The organism is Pantoea sp. C2G6 (assembly GCF_051336815.1).
Lineage (GTDB): Bacteria > Pseudomonadota > Gammaproteobacteria > Enterobacterales > Enterobacteriaceae > Pantoea.
The window spans coordinates 1-18,997 of the sequence record NZ_JBGMNJ010000015.1 but is presented as its reverse complement, the minus strand read 5'-3'; the positions used below and the strand labels follow the sequence as shown (position 1 = coordinate 18,997).

The following is an 18,997-nucleotide window of genomic DNA, read 5'->3' as shown; positions in this document are numbered from 1 at the left end:
TGCGGGCCGGGGGACAAACCGCCCCCGACCCGCGCCGCTGAACAGCCGATTAGCGCTTCTCCTGAAACGCCAGCCAGGTGAGCAGTTGCAGGCTGGCAGAGAAGTAGTTCTGATCCGCTGCCAGCCGGTCGCTGAGATAGCCGGTCTCATTCAGCGTCAGGTCCCGCACCGCCAGCAGACCACCCTCAAGATGATAAGGTGCAGGCGTGTTCGCCAGCACGTCAAACCAGGCGGGCGTCATCGTCCGGCCATAACCCTGCCAGACGCGCTGAAACGGCACCAGCGCCAGGCTCTGCGGGTCATACCACCAGATATTCAGCGGCACGCGGATCGCGTCGTAACTGAAGCGGTTCGGATAACCGACCGCCGGAGCGACCGAACCATCGGCGTTCAGCGCCACCCAGTCCAGCGGCAGACCGGTTTTGCCGAAACTCAGCTTACTCAGCAGATCAAAACCATCGTTAATCAGTTTATCCCAGACCTGAAGATGGCTACGCTCGCCAAACTCCCGCCACGCCTGAAACAGAAAATAGGAGGGATTAAGCACCACATAGCTGTTTTTATTGAAGCCCTGCGCGCCCGGCAGCAGCACGGTGTGACCGCCAAAACTCACCACATCCAGTTTGATAATCGCCCGCTGAATACGGTCAGAGGCCTGCTGGTAGCTCGCCACCTGCCACTTCTGCGCGGCACGCTGGAGCGCCCAGGCGAGTAGCACATCGCCATCCGAGGCGTTGTTCTTATCCGCCACCGGATTGTCGCTGCCCGGCGTATAGCGCCAGTAGAAGAGATCGTTCTGCGGATTGCCCAGCTGGCTGTGCGTCCACTGCCACAGCCGATCGAAGGTGGCACGATCGTTGTTAGCGACCGCCAGCAACATGCCATAGCCCTGGCCTTCGGTGTGGCTGACGTTGTTATTGGCGGTGTCGATAATCCGCCCTTCCGGCGTCACAAAGCGACTTTTAAAACTCTCCCAGCCGCTGGCAGCGGCCTGCGCGCTGCTGACCAGCAGAAAAACAGAGCAGATCCAACCCAGCCAGAGTGGCTTAACTTTCATTCATAGATCCTATTGGTATCGATAACAGAGCGTAGTGCCATCATTGAATTCAGGCGTAACCGGCACTTTTCGGCTGCCACCCTGACCCTGTAACCAGCCTGACAGCAGTCCGGCCATCACCGCGCCAAAAGCCGCCTGCCAGTCCGCCGCGGAGCGGGCGCTGTCGCCCGCCGGGAAAGCGTGACAGGCGATCAGCAGCGCCCGCTCTTCTGCGGTGATCTGCACAAAGCCCCAGTTAAACCGCGCCAGTTGCAGATTGCACTCGCGCTCAAGATCCTGCACGGTGCGCGCGTCCGGCAAAGGATAGCGGCTCGCCAGCGACTCTCCCATGTTGTAGAGAAAGGCTTCCGCCTCCTGCTGACCGGCGTTGGCGATCATGCCGTCAATCATCACGCTCACCAGGTCAAACCAGCCCGGCTGCCAGCCGTGGGATACCCCTGAATGCTCACTCATCACTTCTCTCCAAACAGATAGCGGACGTAGAGCTGCGCGCTGCTTTCGTTGTAGTCACCAAAGGTGTCGTAGCCAAGCTGACCGCCAATCGTCACATCTTTATTGAGTTTGTAGTCCGCCCCGGCATGCAGGTTATAGCCAACGCCATTTTTACTGCCGCCGGAATAGTAAGCGTTTTTCACGCTGCCGCTGGCGGCGAGCGCTTCCAGCTGTGATTGCAGACTGGCATCCGCCGGGAAGTAAGCGCTCTTATCCTGACTGTAGCTCTGATACCCCGCCGCACCGCCAATGTTCACCTTCAGATCGTCAAATTTGCGGGAGAACTCGATCGGGAAGGAGACCGAAGCGTAGTTCTGCGGGCTGAAGTAGCCGCCCTGTCCATAGCTGAAGTAGCTCAGGTTTTTCGAGAAATCCATCCACGACAGACTCATGCCGACTTTTAACTCGCGATCGTCGGCGTGGAATGGCCGGACATAGGCTCCGGCGGTCGCCTGGAGTGCGTTGTTGCTGGCGACGTTCTCGCCGAGATAGCTGTAAGCGCCCGCCCCGGCGTAGAACCCGGCATCGCCGTTGTCATAGCTTAACAGGGCGTTGCCCCCGTTCTTCGTCACCCGTCCCCAGCGCTTGCCGCTGGCTTTGTCCTCTGCGCCGACGTAGGAGAGCAGACTGTCAGTAATCGCCCGTCGTTCACCGGTCAGGATCAGCGTCAGGAAGTCGGTGAGCTTCGGCGACCACTGCACGCCGCCCACCAGGGTTGAGAGATCCTGGCCCAGCGGCGTACTGCCGATATCCACTTTGTAGCTGTCGCCCTTCAGCGCCAGATTCAGCTCCACACCGGAGGCGGTTTGTGAATCGGTGGTGGCGCTCGGCAGATCGTTCACCGTCGCGCCGCCTGCCGCCACAACCCTGCCCTGACTCAGCGCATTGGTGCCGAAGCGACGCCAGGCGTCGCCTGCGCCGCTGCCCGCGGTGAGTGACACCGGCGTCGCCGTAAAGTCGAAACGCGACTCGCCAAAAGGCACGGTGGAGAAGGTCAGTGGCGCTTTGGCTTCGGTCAGCTTGCTTAAACCCGACTCGCCATCACGCCCGCGGACCTGCACCATGCCCTGGCTCCAGGTGCCGGTTTTCTCCTGTAGCGAATCGATCATCCTGTCGACATCGTGCAGCATCTGTGACGATCGGGTGGCGGTTTCGCCGCCCGCTGCCGGTTCGCCCTGAGCGACGACACTCTCCGGTGCCGCCTGCCACGGCAGCACGGTGCCGTAGCTGGAGGCGGAGCGTCCCACCGGCGAGGTGTTGCGATCGATAAAGGGATTGTCGGCCAGCGCCAGTCCGCCCACGGTGGGCGCGCTGCCCGGCTGAGCGCCCTGCAAGCCAATCAGCTGTCCGCGCGCCGAACGCAGATAGCTCATCGCCTGCGAGTGGTCGCCATTGGCCTCCGCTACCCGCGCCAGCAGGAACAGCCGATCCGGCGTCTGAGTAGTGGTGTTGAGGCCGCGGCTCAGCTCGTTAGCCCGCTGCACATTGTTCTGCGCCAGCGCGACGTTGATGGCACCGACGCGCGCATCCTGGGTCGGCGTATCCTGGGTCATCAGGTAGTCATAGACCACCCCCGCGTCCCGGTTCATCTTGCCATCCTGATAGAGACGGGCCATGGCGAACATCAGATCGCGGTTCTGTGGGTCCTGCTGCAACGCGCCAATCAGCTTGTCATAGGCCGCGGCGTACTGCCGCTGCTGCCGCAGACGATCGACTTCATTGATCAGATAACCGTTACGGATACCGGCCAGCTGCGTCGGCGTACTGCGCGCCTGCAATTCAGGATTGCTGAGGAAACGCTGCGCTTCGCTGCTCAGGCCCGCCTGGTTCAGTACCGTCATCTGGGCGGCATAGTCCCCGGCGTTGCCCTGCACGCCACGTTGCAGGTTGCTGCGCACCACGGCAACGGCGCTGGTGAGATCCCCCGCCTGGGCCAGCTTCTGCGCCAGATTTCCGGCGTCCACCGGATTGGTGGGGGGATTCACGGTTAACGCTTTCAGGGTATTGGCCGCCGCCGCGGTGGCGCCCTGCGCCAGATATTGATCGGCGGTACTCATCTGCAAATTAAAATTGACCCGCTGCGCCAGCTCACGCATCGCCCCGGTCTGAGCGCTGGCGGGAATGCGCGACAGCAGCACGCTGGCCTGCTGCCAGCCGCCGCTCTCACTGGCGTTAAGTGCGCCCGCATACAGCTCGCTGCTGCTGGCACCGCTGCGCATCACTGGCTGCATCACATTAGCGGCCAGCAGCGTGTCACCCTGCTGACGGTAGAGGCGAGCCAGGTCGAGTCGCAGCCAGCCATCGGTTGGATAACGCTGAATCGCCTGTTGCAGCGTCGCGATAGCGGCGGCGTGATTGCCGGCGGCCAGCTGCCGCTTAGCCTGCTGACGCAGCGTATCCGCTTCATTGGCGCGCGGCGTCACGCTCTGCCGGACGCTCTCCGGCAGCGCACCCAGCAGAGTATTGGCTTCCGCCATGCGGTTCTGCTGCCGCAGCACGTAGAACAGCCCCTCTTTGGCACTGCGGTTACTGGCATCGGTTTGCAGGATCGATCGGTAGGTCTGCTCCGCCTGATCGAACTGGTTGGTGCGGCGCAGCACGTCGGCGCGGAACAGCCGGGCGGCCAGCCCTTTTTCGCCCTCGGCCTGCGTCAGTGGCTCGCTCAGTGACAGCGCCTGAGCGCTGTCACCATTTTTCAGCGCCTGCTGCGCGCTGGAGAGCTGCGCATAAAAGCGGGCGTCGTCCGCCTGCTGCTGACGCGCAGCACCCTGCTCACCACCCAGCTGCGCGGCGCGTTGCAGGTAGTCAGAGGCTTCCTGATAGCGTCCGGCCCGCTGGGCCACGTAGCCCATCCCCGCCAGCGCGTCGGCATCCTGCGGGTTGGCCCCCAGCACTTTTTCAAAGCTGCTCTGCGCCCGGTTCACATCGCCACTGTTCAGCGCGCTGAAGCCCGCCCCTTTTTCGGCGCCACCGACATTTTTACGGTAGTAGTCGAGCACCGCAGAATCCTGGGGATGCCGCTGCTGCCAGGTCTGATAGAGCGCGGCATCGGACGGCTGCGGACCGAGCCACAGCAGCGCCTGCCGCAGCGAGCGGTCGGCATCCTGATTGCCGCTTGCCAGCCCGCCCAGCAGCTCAATGCCTTCACGGCGGGTCGACTCCTGATAGGTCAGCGCCTTACCCAGCGCCAGCTTCGCGCCGGTATCCTGCGGATGCTGGGCGGCAAACTGCCGCAGCGCCTCAACCGCCTGCGGCAGCAGCGCGCGGTCGCCCGCCATGGTGAGATAATATTCAGCCGCAACGCTGGCAGGTGGCTCATTGCCGCTGAAGGTGTTGCGCCAGGTCTGTAACGCCGCCGGAATATTGCCGCTGCGCGCCTGCTGACGCGCCAGCGACAGCTGCGCCTGGGGAATGGTCTGCAACTGACGCGCGTTATCCAGCTCGCTCAGATGCGGGTCGTTAGGTGAGACCTGGCTCAGACGGGCGCGATACTGCGCCGCCGACGCGTTGTCGCCGCTCTGCTGTGAATAGAGCGCCAGCAGATAGAGCGCCTGGCGATTGCCCGGCTCAACCATCAACACCTTTTGTAGCGAAGCTTTCGCCAGGTCGTCATGGGCCTTCTGGTGCCAGTAGGTCGCCTGATCGAACAGCGCCTGCAACGCCGGGTTGTCGCTCTCCGCCGCCAGCAGCGGCTGAGAACAGGCCAGCGTGCCGCCCAGCAGCAGCGCATGGCGGATTACCGCTCTTAACCGATTTTTTTTCATTATTGTTATCCTTACTTCCGGCCAGAATCGCGGTCACGCTGCGGGTTCAGCCGCCGCCAGGCGTGACGTTTCAGCATCACCCAGGCACCACCGCCGACCAGCGCGGAGAGCAGCAGCGCCGCTACCGCCAGCAGCACCGAGTGCTGGTTGGCATACCACACCACCATCATGTACCAGGGCATCTCCCCGCTGGGGAACTGCGCGCCAACGCGAAAACTGCGGATGCCGTTTTCATCGGTGATGATCGCGGTATCACCGCGGATCGCCGCGTTAATCCGCGCCGAACTCAGATCGCTGTGCAGCCGTAACAGCTGATCGTCGCTGGTCGCCACCGCCATCACCACCAGCCGATCCGGGTTCCACGGCGAGCGATAGCTGAGGAAGCCGCGCCACGCTTCGTTAGAGGAGAAGTAACGATCGGCATCCAGCTGCTGACGATTCCAGTCGCCGGTCAGCCAGCCGCGCAGTTTCTCCAGCGTGCCCGCTTCCTTTACCCCAAAGGTATTGCTGCTGGCGTCATAGGGCGACGCCGCCAGCATCGCCTGGTTAAAGGCGCTGTTACCGGTGGTGCTGACCACCAGCAGATCGCTCTGCTGCAAACGCGCCAGATGGGTGCCGCCGTTCGGCAGACCAAACAGCACCTGATTCTGCGTCAGCGCCACGCCGGTCGCGTTACCGGCACGCGCCGCCAGATCCAGCAGCGTCGACAGCTCGGCATTGCCGGGGTTATCCGGCAGCAGCAGCGCGGTCTGGCCGAAATCCGCCAGCCGCGAGAACGGGAAAGAGGCACCGACAAAATAGGAGAGGTTCGGCAACATGCTGAAGTGGCGGGTGTGGCTTAGATCGATCCACGAATCCTCTTCAATCCGGCTCTTGATATTGTTGTTCAGCAACACGCCGCAGGGCGCATCAGCCCGCGGTTTGATATTGAAGTAGAGCGCCAGCTGGTTGTCGCCATAGATCAGATAGGGTTCGAGGTTAAGCTGATACTGCTCCTGACGCGCATCGCCCCCCAGACGGTGCCAGGCACTCTCCAGCAGACCGACTTTGTTCACCGTCAGGTTGCGCAGAAAGGTGCCGTTGAGCATGACGTTAAGAAACGAGTTATCTTCGTCGATCCAGCTTTCAGACGGAAAGCGGTAGTGCAGGTTGACCGGCACCGTGTCGCCATCCCACAGGAACAGGTCGGGCGCGGCGCGAAAGTTGACGCGCAGTGCATCGTGCCAGATGCCGCTGCTGGTCAGGCTCTGATCCTTACGCAGCAGTTCGCTCAGGCGCACCGGGCGGTCAGTATTGATCCAGCGCGGCGCGTCATAGGGTTTACGGCTGGCAATCGGCTGCGGCTTCACCTGAAGCTGACTGGCATCGGTGGTCAGGGGCTGGGTCGTCAGCCGGTTCGCCGCCTGACGCAGCTGAGCCTCATCGTTGCCGCTGACCAGCAGCAGTTTATAAACCGGGTTGTTGGGGTTATCTACCAGCTGCAACATCGGACCGTTGCTGGCCGGGAAGGTCAGCGTGCCGATGCGATCGCCGGGATGCCCGAACAGGATACCGTTATTCTCAGGCAATTCGCCGCGCACCACCGGGAAGCGGATGCCGCGATAGTCGCTCTGAATGCCGAGCCAGGAGGCGACCAGCACCGCGGCGCTCACCGCGTCAGGCGCGACGTTGCGGCTGAAGCCCATGGTGACGGAGGCGGCGGTCATACGCTGAGGATCGAGGAACGGACGCGGGAAGTTACGCAGGCTGGTGCCGATATTCAGCTTTTGCCCCTCAAGGCGCAGCGTGGTTTTCGGCAGGATAGTGACCTGATACTGCTGCGCACTCTCTCGCTCACACAGCAGCTTATCCGCGTCGTTGATCTTAAAGCTCAGGTTGTTATTCGAGACCACCATCGCCGCCGGAATATCCAGCTCATAGTCGCTGACATCGCTGTCGCTGGCCCCCAGTGGCAGCGTACCAAGCGGCTGGCCGTTCAGCATCAGCTGGAGTGAGGTATTCCGCGCCGCCAGCGCCGTGGAGACGCGCAGCGTCAGGTTGAGGCGCGCATTGGTCACCACCTCATCGCTGGGCAGGGTGAAGGTGATACCCGACTGCAACTGGCCGCCGGTCAGCGTGATGCCGCGCGACTGCCCCATCTGCCCCACCGAAATCGCACTGCTGATCGGCTGGTTGATGGCGGCGCTGATCGGCAGCAAAGGCTCGGCGGCCGGTGTGGTCGCCTGACCTGGCGCGTAAGGCAGCGCGCTGGCGGCCGCTTCCAGCGCCGGATCGGCACTGCTCAGCCCCTGCGGCAGCGGCACCGCGGAGAGCGCGCTGCTGTCGCCGGTTACGTCACCGGAACGGGTCGCGGCGGCTGGCGCAGCCGTCTCGCCAGTGGCTGGGGCGCTCTGAGCAGATGTGGTCTCGCCTGCTGGTGCGTAGGCCGGATTGACCGCGGTCGGACTGGCGGCGGATGAGGTTGTCTGCGGCGCGGTGGCCGGCTCACCTGGCGCGGCCTGAGGCGCTTGCGCGGGCTGGCTGTCAGTGGCCGGGTTGGTCGCCGCCGGCATAGCCTGGGGAGCAGGCTCCGCACCGCTCGCCGGTGAGGCGGTCTGCGCCGCTGCAACAGCGGGCTGAGCGACAGACTCTGCCGCTGATGCAGCCGGTGAGGTGGCAGAAGCCGCAGGCTGTGCCGCTGAAGCGGCGTCCGGTGGCGTTGGCGCGGCGCTGTTGACCGGCGCGGCGCTGCTGTTATCGCTGGCGGGGGCGGTTTCGGCTGCGGCAGGCGTCAGCCACAGGGCGGCGGCCAGTGAACTGGCCAGCAGCGTTTGCGTCAGGTTTTTCATGCCGCGCCATCCTCTTTCGCCGCCGCGGCAACCGGGTCGACATTTTTATGTTTATCACGGCGGCCTTTCCAGCTCAGCCAGAACAGCTCAAACACGGTGCGGATAATGGTGCCCAGCGAAATCAGCGGGTTATCCTGTTTATATTCCGGCTGGATCCAGGCATCGGCGCGCGCCAGCACCACCCGAACCAGCTCACGGCGGCGGGAGAGCGGCATCGCTTCAAAGCGCAGGCGGATGCTCTCTTCATCGCCGGAGATCTTGCTGACCGGAATGGTAATCGCGCCCGATTTCAGCAGCAGATCAATCTCTTCAATCTCATCGGTCTCATGACGCCCGTCGGGGGCGTCGAGCTGCGCGCCACCCATAGAGAGGTTGCTGGTCAGGGTGCGGGATGAAATCCCGCTGGCGTAATGAATAATCGCCGGGATCTGCACCTCAACCCGGATGGTTTTACGCACCTGGCGGGTTTCACGCGCCACGGCAATCGCCGCCATCAGTATGATCAGGCTGAAGATCGCCCAGCCAACGTTCAGGGCGATAACGTAAGGATCGACGCCAAAGTAGTTGTGCATCACCGCCCGCACCACGCCCGCCACGATGCCGATAGTCAGCAGCAGCGCCACAATCACGTGGGGCCGCACAATATGGAAGTCGAAGAAGCCCTGATCCAGCACGCCGCCTTTGTCGGTGACGTTGAACTTGCCATGCTTCGGCGACAGCAGCGTCAGGAGGGTCGGGATCACCAGATGGAAGCACATCACCGTCTCATAAATCTCACCCCAGAAGGTGTAGCGAAAACGGCCATTCATACGCGAGTTAACGTAGAGCGACATCACCAGGTGCGGCAGCACGTAGGCGAAAATCAGCGACGCCGAGGAGTGAATGATGTTGAGGTTAAACAGCAGGTAGGCCAGCGGCGCGGTCAGAAAGACCACGCGCGGCAGGCCAAACTGGAAGTGCAGCATGGCGTTGAGATAGCAGAGGCGCTGCTGCCATTTCAGGCCACGGCCAAACAGCGGATTATCCACGCGGAAAATCTGCGTCATGCCGCGCGCCCAGCGGGTACGCTGAATCACATGCAGACCCAGGCGCTCGGTGGCCAGGCCAGCCGCCAGCGGGATCGCCAGAAAGGCGGAGCCCCAGCCCAGGCGCTGCATTTTCAGGGCGGTGTGCGCATCTTCAGTCACGGTTTCCACCGCAAAGCCGCCAATCTCTTCCAGCGCCGAGCGGCGGATCACCGCACAGGAGCCGCAGAAGAAGGTGGCGTTCCAGTTGTCGTTGCCCTGCTGCACCGGGCCATAAAACAGCGCCCCCTCATTCGGGATGCTGCGCGCCGCGCGCAGGTTACGTTCAAAGGGGTCGGGCGAATAGAAGTAGTGCGGCGTCTGCAACAGCGCCAGTTTGGGATCTTTCAGGAACGGCCCCACCGTCGCCTGAAGGAAGGTCCGCGTCGCCACGTGGTCACAGTCGAAGATGCAAATCAGCTCACCTTTGGTGATTTTCATCGCGTGGTTAAGATTACCGGCCTTGGCGTGTTTGTTGTTGTCACGGGTGATATAGCCCACCCCGACATCGGCGGCAAAGCGGGCAAATTCGCTGCGCTTGCCATCATCCAGCAGATAGACCCTGACTTTGTCACGCGGGTAGTCAATACACTGCGCCGCCAGCACGGTGTCGCGCACCACGTCGAGGCTCTCATTATAGGAGGGCACATAAATATCGACCGTGGGCCACAGGCTGGTGTCGTCCGGTAACGGTTCAATCGATCGTTTTAAAGGCCAGGTGGTTTGCAGGAAGCCTAAAATTAAGATCAGCCAGACATAGAGTTCAGCCAGATATAAGCCAATCCCTAAAATCGCTTCCACTTCTGAATTAAAATGCAGCGTCTCGGTGGTGCGCCACCAGATATATCGGCTCGACATCAGCGCGGACAGAATCACCATCATCACGGTTATTTTGCGGCTTTTGCTGAAACCCAGTAAAAACATCATCCCGATGCTGATCAGGCCAAAAATATACTGTTTCTGGCTGTCCATTGGCGTAATGATGATCACCGCGGCCACGGGCGCAAGCACCAGCAGCAGCAGGTAAAACCCGATTTTACTCATGATCCACCCTGAGAAGAGCTGTGTAAATTCAATCTGCTGGCGGCGCCAGACGATTAATAATGGTGAGTGCGGATAGCGGCCTGAACTTCACCATTGCCAACGGTGATATTCAGAATGCTGCTGACACGCTTCGCGATCAGTTCAATATCAAAAGCCGCCGCGGAAGCGGGACTGAAATCGTAAACTGACTGCTGAGACGCATTCGCTTCACCGACACTTTCATCACGGTGAACCACGCCCAGTAAATTATCCCCCAGCCGCTGCTGTATAAAAGCGGTGACGTCGCGGTTGATATTCCGGCGGTTGTCACACTGGTTCAGGACAAAATAGTGCCCCTGCTTATTATTGAGGGGTTTACCGATCATCCGGTTCTCTTCAATCTGCGGTAACAAAGAGACCGAGGCTGTATCGGCTAACATCACCACTAAATGCATATCCGCCAGCGCCGCCATCGCTTTAAGCGCCGGACCTGGCCCTGGCGGAAAGTCAGCCACGATCACCAGGCCGGGATAGTTCAGCACCGTGTCGAGACCGCGCCGCAGGAAGTGGGGATCTTTCATCAGGTTCTCTTCGAAGCGCTCGCGCTGCGGCTCGGTCACGTCGCCATAGGGCAGGACAAAGATATTGCCGCCGGTGGTGAGGATCGACTGACTCCAGTCCGCCTGCTCTTCTGAGCGCGCCACATAGCCACGCCCATCGTGCAGCGGAACGCCAAAATGCAGACGCAGGGCATTCTGTACATCAAAATCAATTGCCAGAACTTTGCTACCGGAACGCGCCAGACTCCAGGCCAGATTCGCCGCCAGCGTGGTTTTTCCCACGCCCCCTTTCGGCGAGCACACACAAACTAATGGCATAGCGCAATCTTCTCCAGTAACGGTTTGAGTAAGGTTTCTTTCGGCAGGCTGACCGTTTCACTGTCGCGTGCCCGAAATAGCGCGCCAAACCGTCCCGGTTCAGCGGCGCTGGCTGGCGGCGCGCTGACCGGCAGAGGCTCAGCCGCGCGCGCGGGTGGAACCGGCGCAGAGGGTGGCGTCACGGCGGGCTGCGCCACGCTGGATGCCGGTGGGGGTGGCGGAAACAGGGAGGAGGTCGCGCGGCTTTCAGGCACCGGTTCAGCAATCGGGGTGCCGCCCGTCAGGCTATCGAGAATCGAGCCTTTCGCGGCCGCGGCCGGGTGGGCGCTCAGCGTCGCCTGCCGCGCCGCGGGGGCTGGCGGTGGTGCGCTGAACTCATCCCCGCGTAATGGCTGGGGCTGCGGCAGATCGATACGCTGACCGCTGCCAAACGGCGTCTGATTTTCCTCTTTCGCCAGCTGACGAATCAGCGCCCATTTACTCTGTTCTGCCGCTTCCTGCGTCTGGCCAGACATATCTTTAAAGGCGATGTCGAGCGTCTGCGTCTTCTCTTTGAAACGCTGCAAATCATCATAATTCTTCATTGGTCATGGCCTGCAACAGGAGGGGAATTTTCCTGGAATATAGCACATCAGGCTAAAGCCAGTCAGAAAAAGCTGATTACAAAAAAGGGCTGTTCAATAAAACATTTTAATCATAAAGATTCAATTAAAGCAGCCTGAAGCTGGTAATAGCGAATTTTAACAGTTAATTAATAAGTCAGGTTTAAGTTAAATTGTTTAACCGTACGCACCCTTCCCACGGGGCCACGGCGCTCTGCTCACCGCCGGTACGGCCAGCGGGATAAACAGAGGCGGTCAGCTGTAGCAGAGTTGTTGCCGACGCCATCAGGGAAAAGTGGTCACGCGGCGACCAAAGGATTGACGCTCTTTACCTGTTTCGCGGCAGACGACATTGCGCGAGAAAAACAGAGCAGAGCCGGTTAAGGAAAAAGGGGCCGCGCGCGCGTTTATTCTGCCCTGCCCCGCCTGTACCAGGGGCTGGCAGCGAATTGAGATAAGAAAAAGGCTCCACCAGGGAGCCTTAAAGGGTCAGCTGAGGTGTTCGGCTGCGCCGACCGGCTGATTCTCATCCCGATCCACCGCGAAGCAGGCGATCTCCTGACCGCCATAGTTTTTCAGCTTTGGTTGCAGCTGCACACAGGTGTCAAAACGTCGATGGCAGCGCGCGTTAAAGGCGCAGCCTGGCGGCGGATTGAGCGGGCTGGGCAGCTCGCCGGTCAGTTTGATCCGCTCGCGACGGTCATCGGGATTAAGACGCGGCGTGGCTGACAGCAGGGCCTGGGTGTAAGGATGGCGCGGGTTGGCGAAGATCGCCTCTTTGCTGCCCTTCTCGACGCAACGGCCGAGATACATCACCATCACCTCATCCGCGATGTGCTCCACCACCGAGAGATCGTGCGAGATAAAGACGTAGGAGAGCCCCATATCCTGTTGCAGATCCATCATCAGGTTCAGCACCTGGGCGCGCACCGAGACGTCGAGTGCCGACACCGGCTCATCGGCGATCAGCACGTCCGGGTCGAGCATCAGCCCGCGGGCAATGGCGATACGCTGACGCTGGCCGCCGGAGAACATATGCGGATAGCGGTCATAGTGCTCGGTTTTCAGGCCGACCTTCGCCATCATCTCCAGCGTTTTTTCACGGCGTTCCGCTTTGGTGAGCTGAGTGTTGATCACCAGCGGCTCCTCCAGAATGTCGCTGACCTTCTTACGCGGATTCAGGGAGCCGTAGGGGTTCTGAAAGACGATCTGGATTTTCTGACGGCGCAGCTTCTGCGCCTGGGGATCGTGTTTCAGCAGATCCTGACCGTGCCAGTAGAGCTGCCCTTCAGTGGGCGTTTCGATCATCGTCAGCAGGCGGCCCAGGGTGGATTTACCACAGCCCGATTCGCCCACCACCGCCAGCGTTTTGCCGCGCTCCAGATTAAAGGAGACGCCATCCAGCGCTTTGACCAGACGTTCCTGACCAAACAGTCCTTTCTTCACCGGATAGTGTTTCTTCAGATCAATCGCCTGTAACAGGAACTGATCGTGAGTGGTTTCATGATTCATAAGTCGGTCTCCCGGCATCGTCCAGCGGATAGTGACACTTGGACTGGCGTCCTGGAATAGTGCGCAGTTCAGGCTCCTGCTGACGGCAAAGGTCAGTCGCATAGGGACAGCGAGGGTTGAGCAGGCAGCCAACCGGGCGATCGTATTTGCCCGGCACCACGCCTGGCAGCGAGGCGAGGCGCGCTTTATCCGCCGCAAACTCCGGCAGCGCGCGCAGCAGCGCCTGGGTGTAAGGATGGCGCGGCGCTTTGAAAATATCGCTCGCTTTGCCGCTCTCCACCACCTGACCGGCATACATCACGATGATGTGGTGCGCGGCTTCCGCCACCAGCGCCAGATCGTGGGTAATCAGGATCAGCGCCATGTTCTCCTGCTGCTGCAACGCCAGCAGCAGTTCGATGATCTGCGCCTGAATGGTCACGTCGAGCGCGGTGGTGGGCTCATCGGCAATCAGCAGTTTAGGCCGGCAGGCAATCGCCATCGCGATCATCACACGCTGGCTCATGCCACCCGACAGCTGATGCGGATAGACATCCAGCCGTGAAGCGGGGTCGGGAATGCCGACCTGGTTCAGTAGATCGATCGCCCGCTGACGCCGGGTGCGTTTATTGCCGCCCTGATGCACCTTGATCGCTTCCATAATCTGGAAACCCACGGTGTAGCAGGGATTGAGGCTGGTCATCGGGTCCTGAAAAATCATCGCCACTTCGGCGCCCACCAGCTGGCGGCGCTCGCTTTCGGAGATGCGTTTCAGGTCGCGCTGGTTAAACTCCAGCTTGTCAGCCATCACTTTGCCGGGGAAATCGATCAGTCCCATGATCGCCAGGGAGCTGACCGATTTGCCGGAGCCAGATTCGCCCACGATCCCCACCACCTGGCCCTGCTCAACCTGGTAGCTGATGCGGTCGACCGCGCGGAACGGTGCTTTTTCGTCGCCGAAATGCACCGACAGTTTGTCTACATTTAATAACGCCATCTCGGTGCCTCTTTACTGCTTGAGTTTCGGGTCGAGTGCATCACGCAAACCATCGCCCATCAGGTTAAATGCCAGCACGGTGAGCAGAATGACCAATCCGGGGAAGGTCACGACCCACCAGGCACTTTGCGCATATTGCAGTACGTCGGAGAGCATGGTGCCCCACTCCGGCGTCGGCGGTTGCGCACCCATACCGAGAAAGCCCAACGCCGCCATGTCGAGAATGGCGTTGGAGAAACCTAATGACGCCTGCACGATCAGCGGTGCCAGGCAGTTAGGCAGAATATTGACGAACATCTGGCGCAGCATACCGGCCCCGGCGACGCTGGAGGCGGTCACGTAGTCGCGGTTCACTTCCACCAGCACCGCGGCGCGGGTCAGACGGATATAGTGCGGCAGCGCCACAAAGGTCAGCGCAATCGAGGCGTTGACGATCGAGGGACCGAAGATAGCGACCAGCACCAGCGCCAGCAGCAGGCTCGGCAGTGCCAGCATAATATCGACCAGACGCATGATCGTCGCATCGACCACGCCGCCGAGATAGCCAGCCAGCAGGCCAAATATCACGCCAAAAATCAGCGACAGCACCACCACCAGACAGCCGACCAGCAGCGACAGCCGCGCGCCATACATCAGGCGCGACAGCACATCACGACCTACGTCGTCGGTGCCCAGAATAAAGCTCCAGCTTCCGCCCTCCTGCCAGACCGGCGGATGCAGCAGCGCGTCGCGGAACTGTTCCGCAGGCGCGTGCGGAGCCAGCAGATCGGCAAAGATGGCGCACAGCAGCACAATGATGATGTAGACCAGGCCAACCACTGCGCCTTTGTTACGTTTAAAGTAGTGCCAGAATTCCTGAAACGGGGTCATCGGCGCAGGTGCAACGGTAACGCTGCCGGGATCAACAACAGACATGATGCCCCCTTATTTCTTGTGACGTATGCGCGGGTTAACCACGCCATACAGCAGATCAACCAGCAGGTTGACCAGGATAATCAGTACCGCGGTGAGCAGTACCCCGCCCTGCACCACCGGATAGTCACGGCGTTGCAACGCTTCAATCAGCCAGCGACCCAGACCGGGCCACGAGAAGATGGTTTCGGTCAGAATCGCTCCGGCCAGCAGGGTGCCGACCTGTAAACCGATCACCGTTACCACCGGCAGCATGGCGTTACGCAGCGCATGGACCACGATGACGCGCATCCGGGTTAAGCCTTTGGCGCGCGCGGTTCGGATGTAATCTTCACCCAGCACTTCCAGCATCGCTGAGCGTGTCATACGCACAATGACCGCCAGCGGAATGGTGCCGAGCACGATGGCGGGCAGAATCATGTGCATCACCGCATCTTTGAAGTCACCTGGCTCACCCCAGAAGAAGGTGTCGATCAGCATAAAGCCGGTCAGCGGCATACTGTCATCGAGAAAGACGCTGTCGCCAATGCGCCCGGAAACCGGGGTCAGATTGAGCTGTACCGAGACCAGCATGATCAGCATGATGCCCCACCAGAAGATTGGCATCGAGTAACCGGTCAGGGAGATACCCACCGCAGTGTGATCGAAAATCGAGCCACGCTTGACCGCCGCCATCACCCCAACCGGGATGCCCACCGCCACGGCGAATATCATGGCGCAGATACCGAGTTCCAGTGTCGCTTTGAAGCGCGGCACAAATTCATCCCACACCGGGATGCGGCTCTTGAGTGAAATGCCCAGGTCGCCATGTATTACGCCGTTGATGTAGTTCAGGTACTGTTTCCACAGCGGCTGATCCAGCCCTAACAGCGCCATTAACTGGGCGTGACGTTCAGGAGAAATACCGCGCTCGCCCGCCATGATCAGCACCGGATCGCCGGGGATCATATGAACAAACGCGAAGGTGAGTAATGTAATACCGATAAACGTTGGGATAACAAGGCCCAGACGTCGGAGTATGAATTGCAGCATAATCCGGGTTCTCTCTTGTCCACGCGACTCTTATCGCGAGGAGTGTTATTGCTTACATCTGACGATCGGGTAGGCCCGACCGCGACGCAGACAGGCTGCGCCTCTACCGTTTCCAGTAAAACAGGGAGATAAAGCCGGGGCGACGCGCAGCCGCCCCGGAAAAGGCGACAATTATTCTTTAATGTCTACCTGAGCAAAGTAGTGTCCGCCCAGCGGATCGACTTTGTAGCCAGAGACTTTTTTGCTGACCGGTTCGTAGACCGTTGAGTGCGCGATCATCAGCGCCGGTACCTGGTCATGCATCACCACCTGTGCCTGCTTGTAGTACTCGATGCGCTTCGCCTGATCGGCGGTGGCGCGTGCTGGCTGGATCTGATCCTCAAAGGATTTATCGCACCAGCGCGAGTAGTTAGAGCCATCTTTAGCGGCGGAACAGCTGAACAGGGTGGCGAGGAAGTTATCCGGATCCCCATTGTCGCCGGTCCAGCCCATCATCACCGTCTGATGCTCGCCCGCTTTGGCGCGCTTGAGGTATTCGCCCCACTCGTAGGTGACGATTTTGGCTTTCACGCCAATTTTCGCCCAGTCGCTCTGGATCATTTCGGCCATACGGCGCGCGTTCGGGTTGTAAGGACGCTGAACCGGCATCGCCCACAGGTCGATTGAGAAACCGTCAGCCATGCCCGCTTCTTTCAGCAGCGCTTTGGCTTTCTCAGGATCGTAGGCGTAGTCTTTCACCGCGTCGTTGTAGCCCCACATGGTTGGCGGGATCAGGTTTTTGGCTGGCTGGCCCGCACCCTGATACACGGCGTCGATGATCGCCTGTTTGTTGACCGCCATGGTCAGTGCCTGACGCACTTTCAGGTTATCCAGCGGTTTTTTCTCAACGTTGTACGACAGATAGCCGACGTTCAGGCCAGCCTGCTCATACAGGTTGATGTTTTTGTCCTGCTTCATGCGCGCGATGTCAGCCGGGTTTGGATAAGGCATGACCTGACATTCGCCTTTTTGCAGTTTGGCGTAACGCACCGACGCATCCGGGGTAATGGAGAAGACCAGGCGATCGATTTTCGGTTTGGTGCCCCAGTAATCCGGGTTCGCTTTGTAGAGGATGCGCGAATCTTTCTGGTATTGCAGCAGCTGGAACGGGCCGGTGCCGACCGGGTTCAGGTCGACTTTTTGCGGGGTGCCCGCTTTCATCATGTTGTCAGCGTACTCTTTCGACAGAATGGAGGCGAAGTCCATGCCGAGGTCGGCTAAGAACGGCGCTTCCGGGCGGGTCAGCACAAAGCGCACGGTGTTGTCGTCCACTTTTTCAACTTTGCTGATCAGCTTCGGCATGTCCATGCCTTCGAAATATTCGTAGCTGCCGCCGGAGACACCGTGATAGGCGTTGTTTTTATCCAGCTGACGTTCGAAGGTGAACACCACATCATCCGCGTTGAAGTCGCGCGTCGGTTTAAAATCTTTGGTGGTCTGCCACTTCACCCCTTTACGCAGGTGGAAAGTGTAGGTTTTGCCATCTTCACTGACATCCCACTTTTCGGCCAGCGCCGCGTGCAACTCGGTGGTGCCGATAGTGAACTCCACCAGACGGTTGTAGATCTGGCGTGAGCTGGCGTCATAAGTGGTGCCCGAGGTAAAGAGCTGCGGGTTGAAGCCTTCCGGGGAACCTTCTGAACAGTAGACCAGGGTTTTTGCCTGAACACCGGCGGCGACAGTCATAGCAATCAGGCTCAGACCGACCTTCAGCATCCCGGATTTAGCCAGGGAGTTGATCATGCTTTTGCTCCATTGTGATGTGATGTTGTGTGTATTGCCCGACCTCTGGTTTTTTTATGCGGTTCAGGCGTACCACCGAACAGGTGGCTAAGCGCGCTACGGTTTTTTGTTTTTTTCCGATGCCGTGGAGCGATCGGAAAAGTCCGTAACTGCGCTTTATTGACGCATCAATTTGTCAACAGTTGCAAAGAACGTCAATACAACTGTTAGTTATTTACACAGAGTGTGAGGGATAGCAAGCAACGGTAATAAAAACCGTTTTGGCCGAAAAGCCAGATAATGCACAGCGTGGCGGGCTGCATTTCCGCGTATTCTGCTGGATAGCAGGTTTGTCGCTAGTGATTCTCACCGCTAAAAAACTTAAAACTTTTACCGGTTAATGTTGAATAACTGAACGATTCACCGTGCGTTATGACGTTCATCCAGCGGAATATGCTGGCAAGCAAGCATAAGAAATCAGTATGTTGCCACTTTTAGTCATAAGAAGAACGTGTCGCGAATTATCTTAGCGTCGCAGATGTGGCAAGGCCTGCCAGCGGAAAAAGGGCGATAATAACGGTTGGCAAAGAATATGCGCTGCGGATGCTTTTTTCTGGCGCTTTCTGGAACCGTGCAGAGGTTTATAGTCAGAAATGGAAAACGGGAATGATGTAAGGAGGAGGCTGTGGCTCAGTTCGCTTTGAAATCGTGCCTGCTCTCTGAGCCGTTTAGCGGTGAGATCGTGCCAGCTCAGGAAATCCGGTCAGATCGGAAAGTCGCTTAAGCCAATCCCTGGCCGCTCGGCCCGCGCGATTACGCACCTCATCCCTGAGGTGCGCCCGTAAACGGGCCAACGCTTTGCGTTGTTCAAAAACGCTCCCGGCGTTTTTGTCCCTGCCGCGAGACGCTTTCCTCTTCTGACCGGATTCCCTGCGCTTTGAGCATAGGCATTGCGGTCAGACTGGCTCTGGTTTGAGTCTGTCAGACGCCTGAAACGCCCTGAACCCGCACTGCCGTAATTTCCTACAGACGAAAAAAAACCTGTCTTTTCAGACAGGTTTCTTAAATATGGTCGGCGAGAGAGGATAACGCTGCT

Annotated in this window: 12 protein-coding genes; all 12 read right to left on the bottom strand. The window is 59.7% G+C overall.

Annotated features, from left to right (window positions below):
* Positions 1–49 precede the first annotated feature (49 nt).
* Positions 50–1,057 (bottom strand): glycosyl hydrolase family 8, encoded by a 1,008-nt coding sequence (locus ACCW71_RS17040; RefSeq protein WP_436373417.1) that lies wholly within the window; start codon positions 1,055–1,057, stop codon positions 50–52.
* A 9-nt stretch (positions 1,058–1,066) separates the two neighbouring features.
* On the bottom strand, positions 1,067–1,510 hold the full coding sequence (bcsD, locus tag ACCW71_RS17035; protein WP_436373416.1) for a cellulose biosynthesis protein BcsD: 444 nt from the start codon (positions 1,508–1,510) through the stop codon (positions 1,067–1,069).
* Positions 1,510–5,313 carry a cellulose synthase subunit BcsC-related outer membrane protein gene (locus ACCW71_RS17030; RefSeq protein ID WP_436373414.1) on the bottom strand — a complete coding sequence of 1,268 codons (3,804 nt, stop codon included), beginning with the start codon at positions 5,311–5,313 and terminating at the stop codon, positions 1,510–1,512. The genes bcsD and ACCW71_RS17030 overlap by 1 nt, the downstream gene beginning before the upstream one ends.
* Before the next feature lie 11 nt (positions 5,314–5,324).
* Positions 5,325–8,141, bottom strand: a complete 2,817-nt coding sequence (gene bcsB / locus ACCW71_RS17025; protein ID WP_436373412.1) for a cellulose biosynthesis cyclic di-GMP-binding regulatory protein BcsB — start codon at positions 8,139–8,141, stop codon at positions 5,325–5,327.
* Positions 8,138–10,249, bottom strand: a complete 2,112-nt coding sequence (gene bcsA, locus ACCW71_RS17020) for a UDP-forming cellulose synthase catalytic subunit (protein ID WP_436373411.1) — start codon at positions 10,247–10,249, stop codon at positions 8,138–8,140. The genes bcsB and bcsA overlap by 4 nt, the downstream gene beginning before the upstream one ends.
* A gap of 53 nt (positions 10,250–10,302) precedes the next feature.
* The gene (bcsQ, locus tag ACCW71_RS17015; RefSeq protein ID WP_436373409.1) at positions 10,303–11,106 is read right to left on the bottom strand and encodes a cellulose biosynthesis protein BcsQ; all 804 of its coding nucleotides are present in this window, start codon (positions 11,104–11,106) and stop codon (positions 10,303–10,305) included.
* Positions 11,097–11,690 carry a cellulose biosynthesis protein BcsO gene (bcsO, locus tag ACCW71_RS17010; RefSeq protein ID WP_436373408.1) on the bottom strand — a complete coding sequence of 198 codons (594 nt, stop codon included), beginning with the start codon at positions 11,688–11,690 and terminating at the stop codon, positions 11,097–11,099. The genes bcsQ and bcsO overlap by 10 nt, the downstream gene beginning before the upstream one ends.
* A gap of 507 nt (positions 11,691–12,197) precedes the next feature.
* Positions 12,198–13,220 (bottom strand): dipeptide ABC transporter ATP-binding subunit DppF, encoded by a 1,023-nt coding sequence (dppF, locus tag ACCW71_RS17005; RefSeq protein ID WP_436373406.1) that lies wholly within the window; start codon positions 13,218–13,220, stop codon positions 12,198–12,200.
* A complete protein-coding gene (gene dppD, locus ACCW71_RS17000; RefSeq protein ID WP_436373405.1) occupies positions 13,210–14,196 on the bottom strand; it encodes a dipeptide ABC transporter ATP-binding protein in 987 nt (328 codons plus the stop codon). The genes dppF and dppD overlap by 11 nt, the downstream gene beginning before the upstream one ends.
* A gap of 12 nt (positions 14,197–14,208) precedes the next feature.
* Positions 14,209–15,111, bottom strand: coding sequence for a dipeptide ABC transporter permease DppC (gene dppC, locus ACCW71_RS16995; RefSeq protein WP_436373403.1), 903 nt, complete (start codon positions 15,109–15,111; stop codon positions 14,209–14,211).
* Between the two features lie 9 nt (positions 15,112–15,120).
* On the bottom strand, positions 15,121–16,140 hold the full coding sequence (gene dppB, locus ACCW71_RS16990; protein WP_436373401.1) for a dipeptide ABC transporter permease DppB: 1,020 nt from the start codon (positions 16,138–16,140) through the stop codon (positions 15,121–15,123).
* Positions 16,141–16,311: 171 nt separating this feature from the next.
* On the bottom strand, positions 16,312–17,922 hold the full coding sequence (gene dppA, locus ACCW71_RS16985) for a dipeptide ABC transporter periplasmic-binding protein DppA (RefSeq protein WP_436373399.1): 1,611 nt from the start codon (positions 17,920–17,922) through the stop codon (positions 16,312–16,314).
* Between the last annotated feature and the right edge of the window lie 1,075 nt (positions 17,923–18,997).

Excerpts from the sequence above, each read along its gene's own strand:
- dppA (WP_436373399.1), bottom strand. The coding sequence starts at position 17,922 with ATGATCAACTCCCTGGCTAAATCCGGGATGCTGAAGGTCGGTCTGAGC.
- bcsB (WP_436373412.1), bottom strand. The coding sequence starts at position 8,141 with ATGAAAAACCTGACGCAAACGCTGCTGGCCAGTTCACTGGCCGCCGCC.
- ACCW71_RS17040 (WP_436373417.1), bottom strand. The coding sequence starts at position 1,057 with ATGAAAGTTAAGCCACTCTGGCTGGGTTGGATCTGCTCTGTTTTTCTG.
- dppC (WP_436373403.1), bottom strand. The coding sequence starts at position 15,111 with ATGTCTGTTGTTGATCCCGGCAGCGTTACCGTTGCACCTGCGCCGATG.
- bcsQ (WP_436373409.1), bottom strand. The coding sequence starts at position 11,106 with ATGCCATTAGTTTGTGTGTGCTCGCCGAAAGGGGGCGTGGGAAAAACC.
- bcsO (WP_436373408.1), bottom strand. The coding sequence starts at position 11,690 with ATGAAGAATTATGATGATTTGCAGCGTTTCAAAGAGAAGACGCAGACG.
- ACCW71_RS17030 (WP_436373414.1), bottom strand. The coding sequence starts at position 5,313 with ATGAAAAAAAATCGGTTAAGAGCGGTAATCCGCCATGCGCTGCTGCTG.
- bcsD (WP_436373416.1), bottom strand. The coding sequence starts at position 1,510 with ATGAGTGAGCATTCAGGGGTATCCCACGGCTGGCAGCCGGGCTGGTTT.
- dppD (WP_436373405.1), bottom strand. The coding sequence starts at position 14,196 with ATGGCGTTATTAAATGTAGACAAACTGTCGGTGCATTTCGGCGACGAA.
- dppB (WP_436373401.1), bottom strand. The coding sequence starts at position 16,140 with ATGCTGCAATTCATACTCCGACGTCTGGGCCTTGTTATCCCAACGTTT.
- bcsA (WP_436373411.1), bottom strand. The coding sequence starts at position 10,249 with ATGAGTAAAATCGGGTTTTACCTGCTGCTGCTGGTGCTTGCGCCCGTG.
- dppF (WP_436373406.1), bottom strand. The coding sequence starts at position 13,220 with ATGAATCATGAAACCACTCACGATCAGTTCCTGTTACAGGCGATTGAT.